Source organism: Acinetobacter sp. XH1741 (assembly GCF_041021895.1).
Taxonomy (GTDB): Bacteria; Pseudomonadota; Gammaproteobacteria; order Pseudomonadales; family Moraxellaceae; genus Acinetobacter.
Genome location: NZ_CP157428.1, coordinates 1,965,343 through 1,982,348, shown reverse-complemented (window position 1 = coordinate 1,982,348; position 17,006 = coordinate 1,965,343). Strand labels below are relative to the sequence as shown.

The window sequence follows — 17,006 nt, the reverse complement described above, 5'->3', positions numbered from 1 at the left end:
TCAAAAGAGTATTCTTTTGAACTCCTATTTCATTGCAAGGGCTAAACACACCAAGCCACTTATTCCTAAAATAGTTCCTAAAACTGTTGGTAGTTTTAATTTTTCTTTGTATAGAACCACTCCACATACAATTCCAAGTAATACCACCAAAATATTCATACTTGCAAAAACAATTGCTGGCGAGTCTTTAAGTAAAATATGCGCTTTAACATACAGTGCAATATTGGAAAAATTCAGTACGCCAAGCATTAATCCTGCGAGAGTAGTTTTGAATTGCCACGCAGCCTTTTTTTGGATGAGCAAATAAATGATTGATAAAATAAATGCAGTAATAAAAATTAGATTGAGCGTCAAAGTAAACTGTAAACCCAAACTACTCGTATATTTTAATAAGATATCGACCGCTGCATAACCGAACCATACACTCATCAAAGCAATAATTGCTTTTTTTGATTGATGTCCAGAAGATACCTTAAACTGGCCAAATAAAATAAAAAGAACAGCAAAAATGCCTAAACCTATTCCCAATAATTTAAGAGAGTTGAACTGCTCTTGAAAAAATAAATAAGCAGCTAATAGTGAGAGTACGACTGAGAGTCGTTGCGCGATCTCAGTTTTTACAATACCTGCAAACTCTAATGATTTGGCAAGGCATAGAAAAATACTGGGTAAAATTATCCCTAAAGCGGCAATTAACCACCACGGTGTATTTTGTATAGATATATGTTGTATATCAGGTTTAAACCACCAGTAGCATAAAAGGCTAGCACTTGCATAATTCCATGCAATCATCTGCATGGGTTGATATCCCCTTTTCTTTAAATTTTTTAATAGCACAGAAACCAGAACACTGCACAATGCAGCAGCAAATATTAATATCATTCGCAAAGAACCTATTAACTAACCTAAATTTTAAGAAAACGAGACCAACTGAAGGGCGTTTAAATTACTTTTTATATTTTAAAGCCATAAAAAAACCAGTCATAAATTGACTGGTTTTTTTATGATTATCAATTAACGATTATTTTCGTCTTCTTGACCATCTTCAAATTTAGAATCGCCATCAAAACCGCCTTGGTGTCCGCCGAAACCGCCTTGACCACCGAAGCCACCTTGACCACCGAAGCCGCCGCCTTGACCGCCGAAGCCGCCTTGACCGCCGAAGCCACCTTGACCACCGAAGCCGCCGCCTTGACCACCGAAGCCGCCTTGACCACCGAAGCCGCCACCTTGAGCACCGCCGAAGCCTGTACCTTGAGCGCCGAAGCCACCTTGACTACCACCCTGAGCTGGGAAACCTGCACCTTGTGCACCTGCTGGACGTGGGTTACGAGCTGGAACAACCGTAGAAATAGCGTGTTTATAAACCATTTGACTTACAGTATTTTTTAATAAAACAACATATTGGTCAAAAGATTCAATATGACCTTGTAATTTAATACCGTTAACAAGGAAAATAGAAACTGGGATACGTTCTTTACGGAGAGAATTTAAGAACGGATCTTGTAAAGTTTGACCTTTAGACATTTTTAACTCCAAAAAAAAATTTTTAAATCAGCGCAAAAAAACTATCTTTATTTTTCAACTAAAAATTATAAAAAGACAGTGTGCAAATTTTGCTTTATCCATAAGAGTTTCGCAAGTCTTCTTTCGCCTGCTTTATCGTCAAGTAAGTTTTAAAATCGTGTATTTCTTGCAAAGAACGTAACCACGTATATTGACGTTTGGCAAGTTGTCGTGTTGCAAATAAGGCTTTATCCTCCATTTCCTGCTTTTTTTTGAGACTCATATCACTTTTTAATAGAAATTCTAGAGCTTGTCGATAACCAACTGAACGCATAGAGGGTAAATTTTCATCTAAATCGTATTTTTCAATTAGAGATTCAACTTCACTCAAAAAACCGATACCCCACATTTTGCTTAATCTTTGCTCAATGCGTTGATGTAATTCTAACCGATCTGGAAGTAAGGCGTAGTTATGAAATATGTATCGATATGGTACATTTTTGGGTTGTTCTGCCTGTAATTTGGTAATTGGTTCACCTGTAATACGATAAACTTCAAGTGCCCGAATAATTCTTTGTTTATCTGAAACCTTAAACTTCACACCCGCAGCAGGATCGACCGCTACAAGTTCATCATAAACGGCTTGCCACCCTTCATTTAATGCTTTTTCTTCAATTGCTGCACGAACACTTGCATCTGCGCTTGGCAAATTACTCGATAAACCTTCTAGGAGTGCCTTGAAATACAACATGGTTCCTCCTACCAAAATAGGCGTTTTACCACGCGAATGCATTTCGTCAATTAAAACACAAGCATCTTCAACAAACTGCGCTGCTGAATAGACTTCAAGTGGAGTAATAATATCAATCAAATGATGGGGATATAATGCTTGTTCTTCACGCGTTGGCTTCGCAGTACCGATATCCATATCTTTATAAACAAGTGCAGAGTCAACTGAAATTAACTCAAAATTTCCACGCTCATATAGTTCACATGCCAAAGCGGTTTTTCCGCTTGCAGTCGGTCCCATTAAATTGATGACGGGCAATTGATTTGACATGTAAAACTACTCTCCTCGAGCAAATAATTTATCTAGTTGAGATAATGGAAATGCGCGCCAAGTTGGACGGCCATGATTACATTGACTGGCAAATTCAGTCTGCTCCATTTGGCGTAATAAAGCATTCATCTCTGAAAGACTGAGTTGCCTATGTGCCCGCACTGCACCATGACAGGCCATTCCTGCTAATAACTCATCACGTTTTTGTAATAACCCTTGAGCTTCATCATTTGGGTCTAAATCATTTAAAAGCTCTGGAATAAGGTTTTCAAAATCTGCTTTTTGTAAAATAGCTGGCACGCCACGCACAATAACTTGCTCATCACCGTATAAATCAATTTCTAAACCTAAGCGCTCAAGCTGAGGTTTTAAATCCTCAACCCGAACAGCCTGCATACGGCTAATTGAAATTACTTTAGGTATAAGCAACTGCTGAGATGTCCAAAACTCAGGTTTATCCCAAGCATTTTTCATTTGTTGCAATAAAATACGCTCATGGGCTGCATGCATATCAACAATAATGAGGCCTTCGGTATTTTGCGCCAGAATATAAATTCCATGAAGCTGAGCAATTGCAATACCTAATGGAAATTCATCCACTTTAGCGACAGGTTCAATATTCTCATCAACTGAGGCATTAGCAGTTTGGTCACGTAGTGGCGCTAAGTAGGTCTTTAACGCATTATTTAATTGAGTAGAACCATTATATTTTGGTGACTGATCTGCATAGTGAACAGCTTGCGGACGGCTGGCATTAAAAACAGTTAAAAGTTCAGTAGAGGGCTGATAATTATTTGGCTTGTCTACTACCGTATCGGAAGCTTGCTCTGTACGGTGCAATGAAAATTGTTCTTGATATTTAGGTTGAGGTTGTACAGAAGCATTCTGAGCTTCATCAACTTTCATAGCTTGTGCTAAATCTGCACTAGCCGTCTGAAATTGAGCTAGAGTGTCTTTTGCGTAATGTCTGACAAACTCATGCACTTCACGTTGATTTAGAAAACGAATCTCATGTTTCGTTGGATGAACGTTAACATCAATATTTTCAGGATCAACTTCTAAAAAAAGTAAATAAGATGAATGTTGATGACCATGTAAAATTCCGTCATAAGCCATTCTTAAAGCATGCGAGATAGTCTTATCTTTAACAATCCGGCCATTTACATAAACATATTGTAAGTCTGCTTGGGCACGTGCATCTGAAGGATGTCCTAACCACCCTGATAAACGCATGCTAATACTTTGTGCATCTATCCAATACGCATTTTGAACAAACTGTTGACCCAATAATTGCTGGACACGCTGAAATCTTAATTCACCGCTATCTGCTATCGGTAAATTAATTCGAATATTGTCATTGTGCTCAAGTACAAAACGTATATCAAAATGCGTTAAAGCTAAACGACGTACAATTTCTTCAATATGCCCAAACTCGGTGGTTGGCTTCTTTAAAAATTTACGGCGTGCAGGAACATTAAAAAATAAGTCCTGAACTCGAATATGTGTCCCTTTTTGTGCGGCAACAGCCTGTACTTGCTGATGATCAAATGCCGTACCATTTACTTCAACCTGATGACCAATGCCACTTTCATCTTGGCTACTGGTTAAAGTCAAACGCGAAACCGCCGCAATAGACGCAAGTGCTTCGCCACGGAAACCTAAGCTGACAATCGCATGTAGATCTTCTGCTGTTTTAATTTTACTGGTTGCATGACGCATAACTGCCAATGACAAATCATCAGGATGAATCCCATGCCCATTGTCAATAATTTCAATCAGTGTTGAACCGCCTTGTGCAATCCGCACAATGAGCTCGGTTGCCCCTGCATCAATTGAGTTTTCTAATAATTCTTTTACAACCGATGAAGGGCGTTCAATCACCTCACCAGCAGCAATCTGGTTGGCTAACGCTGCGTCTAATGTATGAATACGACGTTGTGTTAGCTTTTCATCAGTCATGAAGCTTTTCCTGCAAAGTTTGATACAAATGCTCTGTTGGCAAAGTTAAGGTCACAAAACGATTGAGTTCATCATCTGACTTTTGAATATCAATAATAATATCCGCCTCTGGAATTTCATCTCCGCCTTTCGATGGCCACTCAAATAAAAAAAGTGCATCGGTAATATCTAAATAATCACGGATACCCATTAATTCAAGTTCATACGGATCATTTAAGCGATATAAGTCAAAATGAAAAATTTCTTTATTATTGATTTTGTATGGTTCAACCAATGTATAAGTTGGACTTTTAACCGAGCCTGTATGCCCCAAAGCCTGCAAAAAATAACGGGTCAATGTCGTTTTACCGGCACCCAAATCACCAATGAGATAAATCACTCCGGCTTGAACATGTTGCGCCAATGCCTGAGCTAAACGCTGGGTATCTTCTTCATGATTTAAAACTATTTTCAATGAATACGACATAACACACATAACATGATTCAAAATAATCGATATGATACCATTGCCCTGCTTTAAAGCCTACTTAAGTCCTTAAAGTTGGCCTTTTTTACATCACATTTATGCAATATTGACACTCTTTTATGTCTAGTCCGATTGAATTTTTCCCACCAATGATTGATGGCGTAAGCGCAAGCCAAGTCTATCTTCCATCCCAAACCGATGCTCAAACCATCTATCAATTTCTCTGCGAAAATTTTCCTCATATAAAAGTAACTGAGTGGCAGCAACGCTTTCAAGATGGTCTTATTTATTCGGCAAACGGCGAAAAACTAACTTTAGATACCCCCTACATCGCAAATACCCATATTTTTTATTATCGATTTCTTGCTTATGAAACCCATGTTCCATTTGAGCATCGGGTCTTATTTGAAAATGATGACTTGCTCGTTGTAGATAAACCTCACTTTTTAACGATTAGCCCAACAGGACAATATGTACAAGAAACACTATTGGTTCGATTAAAAAAGCAAACTAACAATGAGTTTTTAACTCCAATCCATCGATTAGACCGTGAAACTGCCGGAGTGGTTTTATTTTGCAAACGACCGCAGTCACGCGGGATTTATCAACAGTTATTTGCAGATCGTCAAGTTCATAAAATTTATCATGCAATTGCACAATACAAACCTGAATTAAAATTTCCTCAGACTCTTAAACTATATCTAGATAAAGGCACACCCTTTTATACAATGCGCGTTATTAGCCAGAGTAAAACCAATACAGAAACAAAAATTGAGTTGCTTGAACATAACCAAAGTTGGGCTAAATATTGTTTAACCCCCACTACCGGAAAACAACACCAACTCCGCGTTCATTTAAATCATTTGGGAATTCCGATTAAAAATGATTCGTTTTATCCAATAGTTCGGCATAAGGCTGATCATGATTTTTCCCAGCCATTACAGCTTTTAGCGAAGCAAATTTCTTTTATAGACCCAATCACAAAACAGGAAATGGTTTTCAATTCCACATTTGAATTGACACTGTAATCACACCGTAATGACAAAAAGATTATTTTTTATGCTCAAAGACATTGAAATTACATTCTGATGGTTTAAAATAAATTCCTAAAAATTAAAAATCATTTGGTTTTGTTATTCATGCGAAAAACAGAAGTTTATCAGGTTCGACTTGACTCCCAAGAGAAAAAACAGGCTTTTGCTGTTTTTAAACAATTGGGGATTACCCCTGCCCAAGCAGTGCGACTGTTTTTCAAACAAGTCGTCTTAACTAAATCTATTCCTTTTGCTATCGAAAATCAGAATATTAATATGGAACAATTATTAAAACTGAGAAAAGCGAAAGCGTCTTCATTAAATCAGAATTCTTCAACTTTAAATGAAGATGATGATCACGAAGATTTATTTGAAGAGTTAAATGCTCTTTTAGGTGAAAGTGACAAAACTTAACAGTGTTGCATTTTTAAACAAGTTTTAACGTCAATTCGCTTCTTTTTTAGTTATGCTCTTTTTGTAAAAACATAATGATAACTAAAAGGAGCGCCCAATGATTGTTAGACGAGCGACCTACGAAGATTTAAGTCAACTCGCTGTTTTATTTGATGAATATCGTCAATTTTATGGCGCATCTTCTAATCTTGAAGAATCGCATCTTTTTTTAAAACAACGTTTTGAAAATAAAGAAAGTGTATTTTTTATTCATATTAAAGATGAAAAAATTACTGGTTTTGTCCTTCTTTATTTAGGTTTTTCTTCAGTTGCTTGCTCAACGTATTACATCTTAGATGACGTATATGTCACTCCAATGTTCCGTCGGCAGGGTTCAGCCAAACAACTTATTGATACTGCAATCTTATTTGCAAAACAAGAAAATGCTTTACGAATTAGCCTCGAGACTCAAACCAACAATCATGAATCTCACCGTCTCTATGAACAAATGGGATTTATTCGAGACAGTGAATTTCAGACTTTTCATTGTTTTCTTAAGTAATATTTTGAGCAAGCTTTTTTTGTTGTTCAGATAAATATATCCAATCCCCTTCCTCAATTTCAGGTAAAACCAATTGACCTATTTGATGTCGATGTAACCTTTCGACTTTATTACCTACGGCTGCAATCATTCGTTTTACTTGATGATAAACACCTTGATGGATAGTCATTGTTAATTGGTGAGTATCAAGCATCACCACATCTGTAGCTGCAAATAAGCCTTTTTCCTGATGTAAATTAACGCCGTTTGTCAGCATTTCAATTTGTTCAGGAGTCACCGGATCTATAGTCGTAACATGATAAACTTTTGGCACATGTTTACGTGGATGAGTTAACGCTTGTAGATATTTACCGTCATCGGTGAGTAAAAGTAGTCCTGTTGTATCCTGATCTAAACGTCCAACTGCCTGTACACCGCGCTGAATCATCATTTCTGGCAATAAGCTAAAAACACTTTGATGATGCTGAGGATCGTGTGAGCATTCAAAACCTTGTGGTTTTTTTAAAGCGATATAAATTTTTTCTCGATATTGATAAGTTTCCCCAAATACAGAAAACTCAAAATTTTCCAGAGAGAATTGTTTTTTGAGATCACTCACCACCTCTCCATCAATACTTACAGAACCATTTTTTATTAACTGCTGGCAATATTTACGTGAGCCGAACCCTTGTGATTGTAAAATTTTTTCCAGCAGCATAGTGCTTTCTCTTCAAAAAAACGAAGCCATCATTTTAACGTAGTTTCAGAGCTTTATGACCAATTGCTTTACTATCTATGCAGTTAACTTCGATATTCTTAGTTTATTCTTCAATGATGCGATAAATCTTTTCGTTCTGTTCACTTTCAAATAATAGTTCGGTTGTGGGCAAAATAATCTCATTATCTACAATAATATGTTCAATGCGTTGACTTAGCTTTAAAGGTTCATTTTCATGTTCAACCAAATTTTTCTTCAATTGAGCTTTTGCATCATGAATTTGATCGAACTGATCTTTAATCTTGATATCTATAATATCCATAAAAGTGTTCCTGTACCCATGAGTAGTCATTATTTTTATAGCATACCTTTCGGAAAAAATATTTTTTAAGTTGTTAATTTATATAACATTGTTTCCAAGCGTAACTTAGAAATAAAACTCCTTATCATTGAGTCATATACATTAAAGCCTCTATTAAAAATTACACCTCTCGTATTCTACAATTTTGCAAGCTCTCACATTTTGGCTCTCAATTATTATACAATTCAAATTATTTGCTTTTCCTGCTGCTTCTCATGCTCGCCCAATTTGATGTGAATTTAGTTGTTTTATTAGTTTTGCTTATTTGTGGTTTACTAAGTCAAAATACAGCAGTAACCGTTGCCGCAGGTGTGCTCATTGTCGTTAAAATTACGCCTTTAAATCAGTTTTTTCCTTATATTCAGGCTCATGGACTTAATTTAGGCATACTTATTTTAACCATTGGAGTACTTACCCCCATTGCGAGCGGTAAGCTGAGTGGAGAAAGTATTTTAAAATCCTTTATAAGTTTTAAATCACTTGTTGCTATCGCAATTGGGCTATTAGTTGCGTGGTTAGGTGGCCGTGGTGTGAAACTTATGTCAACCCAACCTGATGTTGTTGCAGGCTTACTTATTGGTACAGTTGCAGGTGTTGCTTTATTACGTGGTGTACCAGTGGGTCCCCTTATTGCAGCTGGTCTACTTTCGCTATTTATAGGCAAATAAATATCCGAAATTAATAAGGCGACTTCTGGTACTTTTTAATCAAAACTTAGGCTAAACGAATGTATTTAGCCTGAATAATAAGACGTCCGTTTTAAAGAAAATTTCTCAAGCTGTTTTAAGAAACCTTCAAAATAACTCTTCTCTTTTTCTTCAGTTCGATAGCCTGCATATAAAGTCCGTCTTAGGCCTGTTGGTGAAACACAATCTAAACGTCGACTTGTTACCCAGCCCTTTTGTTCATATTCATTCACAACCCAATCAGGTAAAGCAGCAATCCCTCGGCCACTTGCTACAAGCTGAATCAGCATTTGAGTAAGGTCGGTGGTTCTTATTTGTTTAGGTTGTATATTTGCAGGTATAAAGAGTTTCGACATGATATCTAAACGGTGCTTATCCACTGGATAAGTAATTAAAACTTCTTCTGCCAAGTCCTGAACTGTAATATTTTCAGCACGAACCAAGCGATGGGTGTTAGATAGAACCAAACGCGATTCATATTCAAAAATTGGAAAATATTCGATCCCTTTTAATGCAAGTGGATCAGCGGTAATGAGTAAATCAAACTCACCATTTTGTAAAAGTTCATGCGGATTCGCTTCAAAGCCTGAAGCAAAATCTAAGTCTACATCCGGATATTGATGACGATATTGATTAAGCAAAGGCATTAACCAGTCGAAGCAGCTATGACATTCAGAAGAAAAAATAATTCTGCCTGTTTGCCCATGCACAATACGAGTAATATCACTCTGAGTGATCTGAATTTGCGGCAATACATCATCAGCTAACTTGAGTAAGCGCTGTCCCACATTAGAAAAACTTACAGGCCGACTTCTACGGTTAACCACTTCTACTCCATACCAATGGTCTAATTCTTTTAATTGGTGAGAAATAGCAGACGGTGTTAAACACAGGTCATTAGCTGCGGCAACAAGTGAACCGTGTTCACGTAAAGCAACTAGAGTTTTAAGATGGCGAATTTCTAACATGGGCAAAAGCCTAAACAAATAGATTTATCCATAAATTTTGGAACTGATCTCTTATTTATGAATCAATAGAGTCAGCCTAGATAAATCTTCATTAATGAATAGTATTCATCTTATCATAATATTAATTAATATGTCTCAACTTGTATTTTATTGAATTACTTTTAAGGTAAATGAACTCACCTTTTCTTAAAGCAATGATTTCTTTTAGAATAAATTTTTTTCGTTCATATAAAGAAAAAGGCCTAACGGCCCTTTTCATATCATCATTGTACTTTTGCTTTCGGAAATGCTTGGTCAAAATCAATAAGTTTAAAGCTTTTTACCAAGTCATCTTGTCCGTACATTACTTCGTAAGAAGTTTCTTTCCCACTAAAATATGCTTCAGTTGGTGTTCCAAATACTTCCCACAATCCAAATGAAGCAACATCTGCTATACCATGTCCAAATGCACGGCTTACTTTCGCCCATTTTGGATAGCCTTGCTGGAAAGTATAAATTTCGACTCTTGTACCATCACGATATTCAGAAAGTACAGGCGCTCCCAACTCAGCAATAACATAATTACGCGAACTACCCGGATTTAAAACATTTAAATTTTTTTTACTTGGTTGATTCCCCGCCATAAAGACTGAGCAACCAGACATAGATAACATAACCACCCCCATAAGGCAGGCAATACTTAATTTTCTCACGATTTAGATTCTCTATTTTTTAAATATGTATACAACTTATTGTAATGCCTAAAGTATTACTGACTTATCATATACAATTTATTAAATAATTTCGATAAACCATTCAAAATAAAGATAAAAATATTTTTGGCTGAGATATGCAAACATGCTCTCAATATTTGAGTTTTTTATTATTTTAATCTCTTTTCCCTTATACTTTCATTTTTTGAGTCTTCTTTTAACTTATTATGGCTTCACCCCGATCTCCTCACTCTACACCACAACATTATTCTCTCTTTTTAGCAATTTTCTCACTTGCAGTAGGTGGTTTCTGTATTGGAACTACAGAATTTGTCGCAATGGGACTTATTCAGGAAATTGCGCACAACTTAAATATTACAGTACCTGAAGCTGGCCATTTTATTAGTGCTTATGCGTTAGGAGTTGTTATTGGGGCTCCAATCATTGCCATCCTTGGTGCAAAAGTGCCTAGAAAAACGCTATTACTTGGTTTAATGCTTTTTTATGGTATTGCTAATGCTTGTACAGCTTTAGCGCATACACCTGAAACTGTTTTAATTTCTCGTTTTATTGCAGGTTTACCTCATGGCGCATATTTTGGAGTGGGTGCTCTAGTCGCGGCTGAACTAGCTGGGCCTTCACGAAGAGCTTCTGCTGTTGCTCAAATGATGATGGGTTTAACTGTTGCGACTGTTATTGGAGTACCTTTAGCAACATGGTTAGGCCAACATTTTGGTTGGAGAGCAGGTTTTGAATTTTCAGCAACCATTGCCTTTCTAACTTTAATTGCTGTTGGTTGCTTTGTTCCAAATATTCCAGTTCAAGCCACCGCTAGTATAAAAACCGAATTAGCCGGCCTTAAAAATATAAACATGTGGTTAACCCTTGCAGTTGGTGCTATTGGCTTTGGAGGAATGTTCTCTGTATATAGCTATGTTTCACCAATTTTAACTGAATACACAAAAGTTAATATTGAAATTGTACCTATTGCTTTAGCCCTATGGGGTGTTGGAATGGTGATTGGTGGTTTAACAGCAGGTTGGCTTGCAGATAAAAATCTCAATAAAACTATTGTTGGTGTACTCATTAGCTCAGCTATAGCTTTTGTTATTGCAAGCTTCTTAATGAGTAATATTTATAGTGCAATCGCCTCTTTATTCTTAATCGGACTTACTGTGATGGGATTAGGTGGAGCCTTACAAACACGTTTAATGGATGTGGCAGGTGATGCTCAAACGCTAGCAGCTTCACTGAATCACTCTGCCTTTAATCTAGCCAATGCATTAGGTGCATTTTTAGGAGGTTGGGTTCTGAGTCATCAAATGGGGTGGATTGCACCGATCTGGGTAGGTTTTGTACTAAGTCTTGGTGGTCTTATTATCTTACTCATTGCATTTGCTGTAGAAAAAACAACTAAGAAAGCCTGATTCTCGTCAGGCTTTCTTAGTGAAATATTAATCTGTTAGCTTTTCACCGCAATGTGGACAATAACACTTCTTCTCTCTTACTGACTCTTTTTCTTCTAACACCTTTTCGCGCATAATTTGAATAATCAGATTATGTGCTTGTTCTTTTGGTAATCCCACCTTTTGCCTAATACGTTCTATTTCAACTTCATCATGCAGAATATCAATACCACGCACTTGAAGTAACTCTCGGAACTCTTGTTCGAGACGCTGATTACGTTGATTAAGTTCATTTGCTAGACCAGAAGCTAAAATACCAGCGGGCAAAGCTGCGATACCCACGCCTAAAATTGTAATTAAAGCGCCTAATAACTTTCCTAAACTCGTCACAGGCGTAACATCACCATAGCCAACTGTAGTTAAGGTAACAACTGCCCACCACATTGCTTTAGGAATAGAACTAAAAGCTTCCGGTTGAGCTTTATTTTCAACAACATAAATACCCGAAGCAGTCATAATAATCATAATGATTAAAATAAAAATCACTGCCTGAAAGGAACCTTTTTCTCGTTTAATTACGCATAGCAATATCTGTAAAGAGATAAAATAACGAGTTAACTTTAGTAAGCGAAATAATCTTAGTATCCTTAACATACGAAGATCTATTCGTACAAAGAAATTTAAATACGCTGGCAAAATTGCCATCAGATCAATTAATGCCTCCCCGCTTTTCATCCACGCTAAACGCTGCTTCCATGCACCTTGTGTAGGATCACGCTCTACTACACTCCAGAGGCGTAAGAGGTATTCAACACTAAAAATCGTGATTGAAATATTTTCAAAGTAATCAAACCATATACGATAGCTGTAATACAGATCATTTACTGTTTCTAGCAATACAGCAACTACATTACCAATAATTAAAAAAACCAAGAAGTAGTTGATGCATCTGCTCACGACTGTTTCATAATCATGATTATGAAGATTGTTATAGAAGAACTGACGTAATGCCTTCCAAGCTAAAATTCGCATACGGATCTAAGTCACAATATATTGAACATATATTAAGCTCACACACGTAAATTCACCACTATAGTGACTAATAAAATATTTTATTAATTGTATTAACTAAACAATCATAAAGAATATTTCATATTTTCTAATTATATTTTAATGAGCGGCAACATATCTAAATTCATTTTCTTCCCACCATTGCACATCATAAATACCGGCATGAGACTTCAAAATGATATTAATATAATTTTGAAGTAACATAATATGATGGGTGATATCTAATTTTTTAAAAAGAAATCTTCTCAAAATCGGTGTATTCGGTGAAATAAATATTGCAAAGCCATTATTGTACTCTTCGTAAACACTAATACCGAGATACATCGTAATTTCAGGTAATGGGATCTCTATCTCCCACCCCCAACTTTGAGCATTTAATTCAATATTTAAGTGATATCTGTTTTTCAAGATACTATAAATATACTGTGCTATATCTTCAGTTTTTTGTACTAAAGTATTCCCGTCTTCTGCTGATAAATGTTGATCATATCGTTGGTAATCATCAAATTTAAATTCAACAATTGTCTTTAGCATTTTTAAGTTCCATATATAAAATACCCATGTTCTTTTTAATTATTTTTAAGTTCATGCAAATATTTTAAAACAAAATCTTCTTTAATATCTAGCGATATATTTATTTTTACATTTTAAAGAAATAAAACATGATGTATTTAATATTTTCGAATACTAATTATGCATTAATTCTCATTTAAATAAAAAAGGAGCTGATTATTCAGCTCCTTTTTTGTACTAAATTGAGTATTAAGTCAATTGAGCAGCAGCAATTTTCTTAGTATCTACTTTATCAGCAGCATTTGTATATTCGCCCATTTGGTCGAAATTCAAATATTTGTAGATGTCAGCAGACATACTGTCAATCTGAGCCGCATATTGTTGGTATTCTTCTGGAGTTGGTAATTTACCAAGTACAGCAGCAACAGATGCAAGCTCAGCAGATGCTAAGTAAACGTTAGAACCTTGACCTAAACGGTTAGGGAAGTTACGTGTAGAAGTCGATACAACAGTTGTATTCGGCGCAACACGTGCTTGGTTACCCATACATAATGAACAGCCAGGCATTTCAGTACGTGCACCAGCACGGCCATAAGTGTTATAGAAGCCTTCTTCCATTAACTGATGTTCGTCCATACGTGTTGGTGGAGCCAACCATAAACGAGTTGTTAATGAACCACTTGGTACTTTCTCAAGTAACTGACCAGCAGCACGGAAGTGACCAATGTTAGTCATACAAGAACCGATGAATACTTCATCAATTTTGTCGCCTTGAACGTCAGAAAGAAGTTTTGCATCATCTGGATCGTTCGGGCAGCAAAGAATAGGTTCTTTGATTTCTGACAAGTCAATTTCATACACTTTAGTGTATTCAGCATCTGCATCAGCTTTAAGTAAGCTTGGGTTTGCTAACCATTTTTCCATGTTTTCAACACGGCGAGCCATTGTACGAGCATCACCATAGCCTTGTGAAATCATCCACTTAAGCATTGTGATGTTAGAACGTAGGTACTCAGCAACTTTCTCTTCAGAAAGTGTGATTGCACAACCAGCAGCTGAACGTTCAGCAGAAGCATCAGAAAGTTCGAATGCTTGCTCAACTGTTAAGTCAGTTTCCATTTCTGTTAAGTCGATTTCTAAGATACGACCAGAGAAGATGTTTTTCTTACCTTTTTTCTCAACAGTAAGATCGCCTTCTTTGATTGCATAGTAAGGAATCGCATGTACAAGGTCACGTAAAGTGATACCAGGCTGCATTTTACCTTTGAACTTAACAAGAACTGATTCAGGCATATCAAGTGGCATTACACCAGTTGCAGCAGCGAAAGCTACAAGGCCAGAACCTGCAGGGAACGAAATACCAATTGGGAAACGAGTATGCGAGTCACCGCCAGTACCTACTGTATCTGGAAGAAGCATACGGTTTAACCAAGAGTGGATAATACCGTCACCTGGACGTAAAGATACACCACCACGGTTCATGATGAAGTCTGGAAGTGTATGTTGCATTTGTACGTCAACTGGCTTTGGATAAGCAGCAGTGTGACAGAAAGATTGCATAACTAAGTCAGCAGAGAAGCCCAAGCAAGCTAAGTCTTTCAACTCATCACGAGTCATAGGACCAGTTGTATCTTGAGAACCAACTGTAGTCATCTTAGGTTCACAGTAAGTACCAGGAATTACGCCTTGGCCTTCTGGAAGACCACATGCACGACCAACCATCTTCTGAGCTAAAGTAAAGCCTTTGCCAGTTGCAGCAGGTTGTACTGGAGTACGGAATAAAGTAGATGGAGCTAAACCTAAAGCTTCACGCGCTTTAGCAGTCAAACCACGACCAACGATCAAGTTAATACGACCGCCAGCACGTACTTCATCTAGAAGAACTGGAGTTTTAAGTTCAGACTCAGCGATTTGTTCGCCATTTTTGAACGCAGTTACTTTAGCTGCTGAGTGATCAATCTTAAGAACGATTTCGTCGCCCATGTTCATGTTGGCAACATCAATTTCTACAGGTAACGCACCAGCGTCTTCCATAGTGTTGAAGAAAATCGGAGCGATTTTAGAACCTAAGCAGTAACCACCGTCTTTCTTGTTAGGAATGTGCGCGATTTCGTCACCGAAGAACCAAAGCACAGAGTTTGTTGCAGATTTACGAGATGAACCTGTACCAACAACGTCACCTACGTAAGCAACTTGGTTGCCTTTCGCAATAAGTTCTTTAATTTGGCTTAATGGACCAACTTCACCTGGTTTTTCAGGATTGATACCATCACGCTCGTTTTTCAACATTGCATTTGCGTGTAATGGGATATCTGGACGGCTCCAAGCGTCTTGAGCTGGAGACAAGTCATCAGTGTTTGTCTCACCAGTTACTTTGAATACAGTAAGTTTGATTTCTTCTGGAACATCTTTACGACTAGTGAACCATTCAGCATCAGCCCAAGATTGTAAAACAGCTTTTGCACTAGCATTACCAGCTTTAGCTTTGTCAGCTACGTCATGGAACGCATCAAATACAAGTAATGTTTTTTTCAATGCTTCAGCAGCTAAGTTCGCGAGTTCAGCATCATCTAGAAGCTCAACTAAAGGCGCTACGTTATAGCCACCAAGCATTGTACCTAGTAAATAAACTGCACGTTCTTTAGAAACTAGCGGAGATGTCGCTTCGCCTTTTGCAATCGCTGCCAAGAAAGCTGCTTTTACGTAAGCTGCTTGGTCAACACCTGCAGGAACACGGTTTTCAAGCAAATCAACCAAGAATGCTTCTTCACCTGCCGGTGGGTTTTTTAATAACTCAACAAGTTGAGCAGTTTGAGCATCATCAAGTGGCTTCGGTGGGACTCCGAGTGCGGCACGTTCAGCAACGTGTTGGCGGTAAGCTTCTAGCACGGTGTTCATTCCTCTTTTTTTAAAAAACTACTTGTAAATTCCAGCTTTCACAAAGCTTCACAAGTAATATGGACTACAAAATTTTACTAGAGTTCAAGCTAAAAGTTAATGCGCGCGGGGTGTTTCTCCGTGATGCCCATTATTTTGTAACTAAATACCCCTGTATAAATAATGATCTTAATGACTGCATTATCATGCGATATTTTGAATTGAAAGAACACTCCACCTTAGTGGAGTGTTGGTGATGTCTTGTACACTTAGAACTTTTTGTAATTTGGCATCTTGTCGTGTGGCGTAACCAGACACTCCTCTGCCATTTGTTTTCTAATTTTCTCTTGTAGGGCTTCGGGGTTAGTTTTTAGTTCATCTTGTGGAATAGCATAAACTTTTTCAATAATATTCAAGATGAATTTTTTTGTGATTTCATCTTCAATTTTATTTGCATGTTCAATTGCTTGCGACTTTTCAATCGCCTGCTGACGGTCAAATACAATGCTTCTCGCAGCATTCCCAACACTTGTACAAAAGCCATGCCATTGTTCTTCAGGTGTTAAAGTTTTTTTCTCTGTACAGCCGACCAACAACATACCCATCAAAACAAATAAAACTTTTTTCATCATTACTCTACACAGACTATGCTGACCACATCATACTGAATCTGACAAACTTTGCAAAAACTGCCATAAAAAAACCGAGATATAAATTCTCGGTCTTTGATATGAAGTATGAGTAATGCTCGTTTT

18 protein-coding genes are annotated in these 17,006 nt (G+C 37.2%); 5 read left to right on the top strand and 13 right to left on the bottom strand.

Annotated elements, in window-relative coordinates; genetic code table 11:
• Nucleotides 1-24: 24 nt before the first annotated feature.
• The 5 genes from ABLB96_RS09415 to tsaE form a co-directional block, all read right to left on the bottom strand.
• Complete coding sequence (locus ABLB96_RS09415) at nucleotides 25-882, bottom strand: DMT family transporter (protein ID WP_348897554.1); 858 nt, start codon at nucleotides 880-882, stop codon at nucleotides 25-27.
• 132 nt (nucleotides 883-1,014) lie between these two features.
• Complete coding sequence (gene hfq / locus ABLB96_RS09410) at nucleotides 1,015-1,527, bottom strand: RNA chaperone Hfq (RefSeq protein WP_348897555.1); 513 nt, start codon at nucleotides 1,525-1,527, stop codon at nucleotides 1,015-1,017.
• 94 nt (nucleotides 1,528-1,621) lie between these two features.
• On the bottom strand, nucleotides 1,622-2,566 hold the full coding sequence (gene miaA / locus ABLB96_RS09405; RefSeq protein ID WP_348897557.1) for a tRNA (adenosine(37)-N6)-dimethylallyltransferase MiaA: 945 nt from the start codon (nucleotides 2,564-2,566) through the stop codon (nucleotides 1,622-1,624).
• 6 nt (nucleotides 2,567-2,572) lie between these two features.
• A complete protein-coding gene (mutL, locus tag ABLB96_RS09400) occupies nucleotides 2,573-4,525 on the bottom strand; it encodes a DNA mismatch repair endonuclease MutL (RefSeq protein ID WP_348897558.1) in 1,953 nt (650 codons plus the stop codon).
• A complete protein-coding gene (gene tsaE / locus ABLB96_RS09395) occupies nucleotides 4,518-4,991 on the bottom strand; it encodes a tRNA (adenosine(37)-N6)-threonylcarbamoyltransferase complex ATPase subunit type 1 TsaE (protein WP_348897560.1) in 474 nt (157 codons plus the stop codon). The genes mutL and tsaE overlap by 8 nt, the downstream gene beginning before the upstream one ends.
• Before the next feature lie 119 nt (nucleotides 4,992-5,110).
• Between tsaE and ABLB96_RS09390 the strand changes: the two genes are divergently transcribed.
• The 3 genes from ABLB96_RS09390 to ABLB96_RS09380 all read left to right on the top strand — a co-directional run bounded on the left by ABLB96_RS09390 (nucleotide 5,111) and on the right by ABLB96_RS09380 (nucleotide 6,980).
• Nucleotides 5,111-6,019, top strand: coding sequence for a pseudouridine synthase (locus tag ABLB96_RS09390; protein ID WP_348897561.1), 909 nt, complete (start codon nucleotides 5,111-5,113; stop codon nucleotides 6,017-6,019).
• Nucleotides 6,020-6,130: 111 nt separating this feature from the next.
• On the top strand, nucleotides 6,131-6,439 hold the full coding sequence (locus ABLB96_RS09385; protein WP_311069709.1) for a type II toxin-antitoxin system RelB/DinJ family antitoxin: 309 nt from the start codon (nucleotides 6,131-6,133) through the stop codon (nucleotides 6,437-6,439).
• A gap of 97 nt (nucleotides 6,440-6,536) precedes the next feature.
• The gene (locus tag ABLB96_RS09380; RefSeq protein ID WP_348897563.1) at nucleotides 6,537-6,980 is read left to right on the top strand and encodes a GNAT family N-acetyltransferase; all 444 of its coding nucleotides are present in this window, start codon (nucleotides 6,537-6,539) and stop codon (nucleotides 6,978-6,980) included.
• On the opposite strand, the gene ABLB96_RS09375 is transcribed toward ABLB96_RS09380, so the two are convergent.
• Both ABLB96_RS09375 and ABLB96_RS09370 read right to left on the bottom strand, forming a co-directional pair.
• Complete coding sequence (locus tag ABLB96_RS09375) at nucleotides 6,973-7,677, bottom strand: pseudouridine synthase (RefSeq protein WP_348897565.1); 705 nt, start codon at nucleotides 7,675-7,677, stop codon at nucleotides 6,973-6,975. The two genes, ABLB96_RS09380 and ABLB96_RS09375, sit on opposite strands and share 8 nt — an antisense overlap.
• A gap of 103 nt (nucleotides 7,678-7,780) precedes the next feature.
• Complete coding sequence (locus ABLB96_RS09370) at nucleotides 7,781-7,999, bottom strand: hypothetical protein (RefSeq protein ID WP_348897567.1); 219 nt, start codon at nucleotides 7,997-7,999, stop codon at nucleotides 7,781-7,783.
• A 254-nt stretch (nucleotides 8,000-8,253) separates the two neighbouring features.
• Here ABLB96_RS09370 and ABLB96_RS09365 point away from each other — a divergent pair, with 254 nt between their 5' ends.
• The gene (locus ABLB96_RS09365) at nucleotides 8,254-8,706 is read left to right on the top strand and encodes a DUF441 domain-containing protein (protein WP_348897569.1); all 453 of its coding nucleotides are present in this window, start codon (nucleotides 8,254-8,256) and stop codon (nucleotides 8,704-8,706) included.
• 65 nt (nucleotides 8,707-8,771) lie between these two features.
• Here ABLB96_RS09365 and ABLB96_RS09360 read toward each other — a convergent pair whose 3' ends face one another.
• Nucleotides 8,772-9,692: a LysR family transcriptional regulator gene (locus tag ABLB96_RS09360; RefSeq protein WP_348897571.1), complete on the bottom strand. Its 921-nt coding sequence runs from the start codon at nucleotides 9,690-9,692 to the stop codon at nucleotides 8,772-8,774.
• A 263-nt stretch (nucleotides 9,693-9,955) separates the two neighbouring features.
• Nucleotides 9,956-10,384, bottom strand: coding sequence for a hypothetical protein (locus ABLB96_RS09355; RefSeq protein WP_348897573.1), 429 nt, complete (start codon nucleotides 10,382-10,384; stop codon nucleotides 9,956-9,958).
• A 227-nt stretch (nucleotides 10,385-10,611) separates the two neighbouring features.
• On the opposite strand from ABLB96_RS09355, the gene ABLB96_RS09350 reads away from it, so the two are divergent.
• Entirely contained in the window at nucleotides 10,612-11,811 is a 1,200-nt protein-coding gene (locus ABLB96_RS09350; protein WP_348897575.1) for an MFS transporter, read from the top strand.
• 27 nt (nucleotides 11,812-11,838) lie between these two features.
• Here ABLB96_RS09350 and ABLB96_RS09345 read toward each other — a convergent pair whose 3' ends face one another.
• From ABLB96_RS09345 to ABLB96_RS09330, 4 genes are all read right to left on the bottom strand, one after another.
• Nucleotides 11,839-12,822, bottom strand: a complete 984-nt coding sequence (locus tag ABLB96_RS09345; RefSeq protein WP_348897577.1) for an ion transporter — start codon at nucleotides 12,820-12,822, stop codon at nucleotides 11,839-11,841.
• 138 nt (nucleotides 12,823-12,960) lie between these two features.
• The gene (locus tag ABLB96_RS09340) at nucleotides 12,961-13,395 is read right to left on the bottom strand and encodes a hypothetical protein (protein WP_348897579.1); all 435 of its coding nucleotides are present in this window, start codon (nucleotides 13,393-13,395) and stop codon (nucleotides 12,961-12,963) included.
• A 228-nt stretch (nucleotides 13,396-13,623) separates the two neighbouring features.
• Nucleotides 13,624-16,263 (bottom strand): bifunctional aconitate hydratase 2/2-methylisocitrate dehydratase, encoded by a 2,640-nt coding sequence (locus tag ABLB96_RS09335; RefSeq protein ID WP_348897580.1) that lies wholly within the window; start codon nucleotides 16,261-16,263, stop codon nucleotides 13,624-13,626.
• A gap of 257 nt (nucleotides 16,264-16,520) precedes the next feature.
• Nucleotides 16,521-16,883, bottom strand: a complete 363-nt coding sequence (locus ABLB96_RS09330) for a hypothetical protein (protein WP_348897582.1) — start codon at nucleotides 16,881-16,883, stop codon at nucleotides 16,521-16,523.
• Nucleotides 16,884-17,006: the final 123 nt, after the last annotated feature.

Excerpts from the sequence above, each read along its gene's own strand:
- ABLB96_RS09415 (WP_348897554.1), bottom strand. The coding sequence starts at position 882 with ATGATATTAATATTTGCTGCTGCATTGTGCAGTGTTCTGGTTTCTGTG.
- hfq (WP_348897555.1), bottom strand. The coding sequence starts at position 1,527 with ATGTCTAAAGGTCAAACTTTACAAGATCCGTTCTTAAATTCTCTCCGT.
- miaA (WP_348897557.1), bottom strand. The coding sequence starts at position 2,566 with ATGTCAAATCAATTGCCCGTCATCAATTTAATGGGACCGACTGCAAGC.
- mutL (WP_348897558.1), bottom strand. The coding sequence starts at position 4,525 with ATGACTGATGAAAAGCTAACACAACGTCGTATTCATACATTAGACGCA.
- tsaE (WP_348897560.1), bottom strand. The coding sequence starts at position 4,991 with ATGTCGTATTCATTGAAAATAGTTTTAAATCATGAAGAAGATACCCAG.
- ABLB96_RS09390 (WP_348897561.1), top strand. The coding sequence starts at position 5,111 with ATGTCTAGTCCGATTGAATTTTTCCCACCAATGATTGATGGCGTAAGC.
- ABLB96_RS09385 (WP_311069709.1), top strand. The coding sequence starts at position 6,131 with ATGCGAAAAACAGAAGTTTATCAGGTTCGACTTGACTCCCAAGAGAAA.
- ABLB96_RS09380 (WP_348897563.1), top strand. The coding sequence starts at position 6,537 with ATGATTGTTAGACGAGCGACCTACGAAGATTTAAGTCAACTCGCTGTT.
- ABLB96_RS09375 (WP_348897565.1), bottom strand. The coding sequence starts at position 7,677 with ATGCTGCTGGAAAAAATTTTACAATCACAAGGGTTCGGCTCACGTAAA.
- ABLB96_RS09370 (WP_348897567.1), bottom strand. The coding sequence starts at position 7,999 with ATGGATATTATAGATATCAAGATTAAAGATCAGTTCGATCAAATTCAT.
- ABLB96_RS09365 (WP_348897569.1), top strand. The coding sequence starts at position 8,254 with ATGCTCGCCCAATTTGATGTGAATTTAGTTGTTTTATTAGTTTTGCTT.
- ABLB96_RS09360 (WP_348897571.1), bottom strand. The coding sequence starts at position 9,692 with ATGTTAGAAATTCGCCATCTTAAAACTCTAGTTGCTTTACGTGAACAC.
- ABLB96_RS09350 (WP_348897575.1), top strand. The coding sequence starts at position 10,612 with ATGGCTTCACCCCGATCTCCTCACTCTACACCACAACATTATTCTCTC.
- ABLB96_RS09345 (WP_348897577.1), bottom strand. The coding sequence starts at position 12,822 with ATGCGAATTTTAGCTTGGAAGGCATTACGTCAGTTCTTCTATAACAAT.
- ABLB96_RS09340 (WP_348897579.1), bottom strand. The coding sequence starts at position 13,395 with ATGCTAAAGACAATTGTTGAATTTAAATTTGATGATTACCAACGATAT.
- ABLB96_RS09330 (WP_348897582.1), bottom strand. The coding sequence starts at position 16,883 with ATGATGAAAAAAGTTTTATTTGTTTTGATGGGTATGTTGTTGGTCGGC.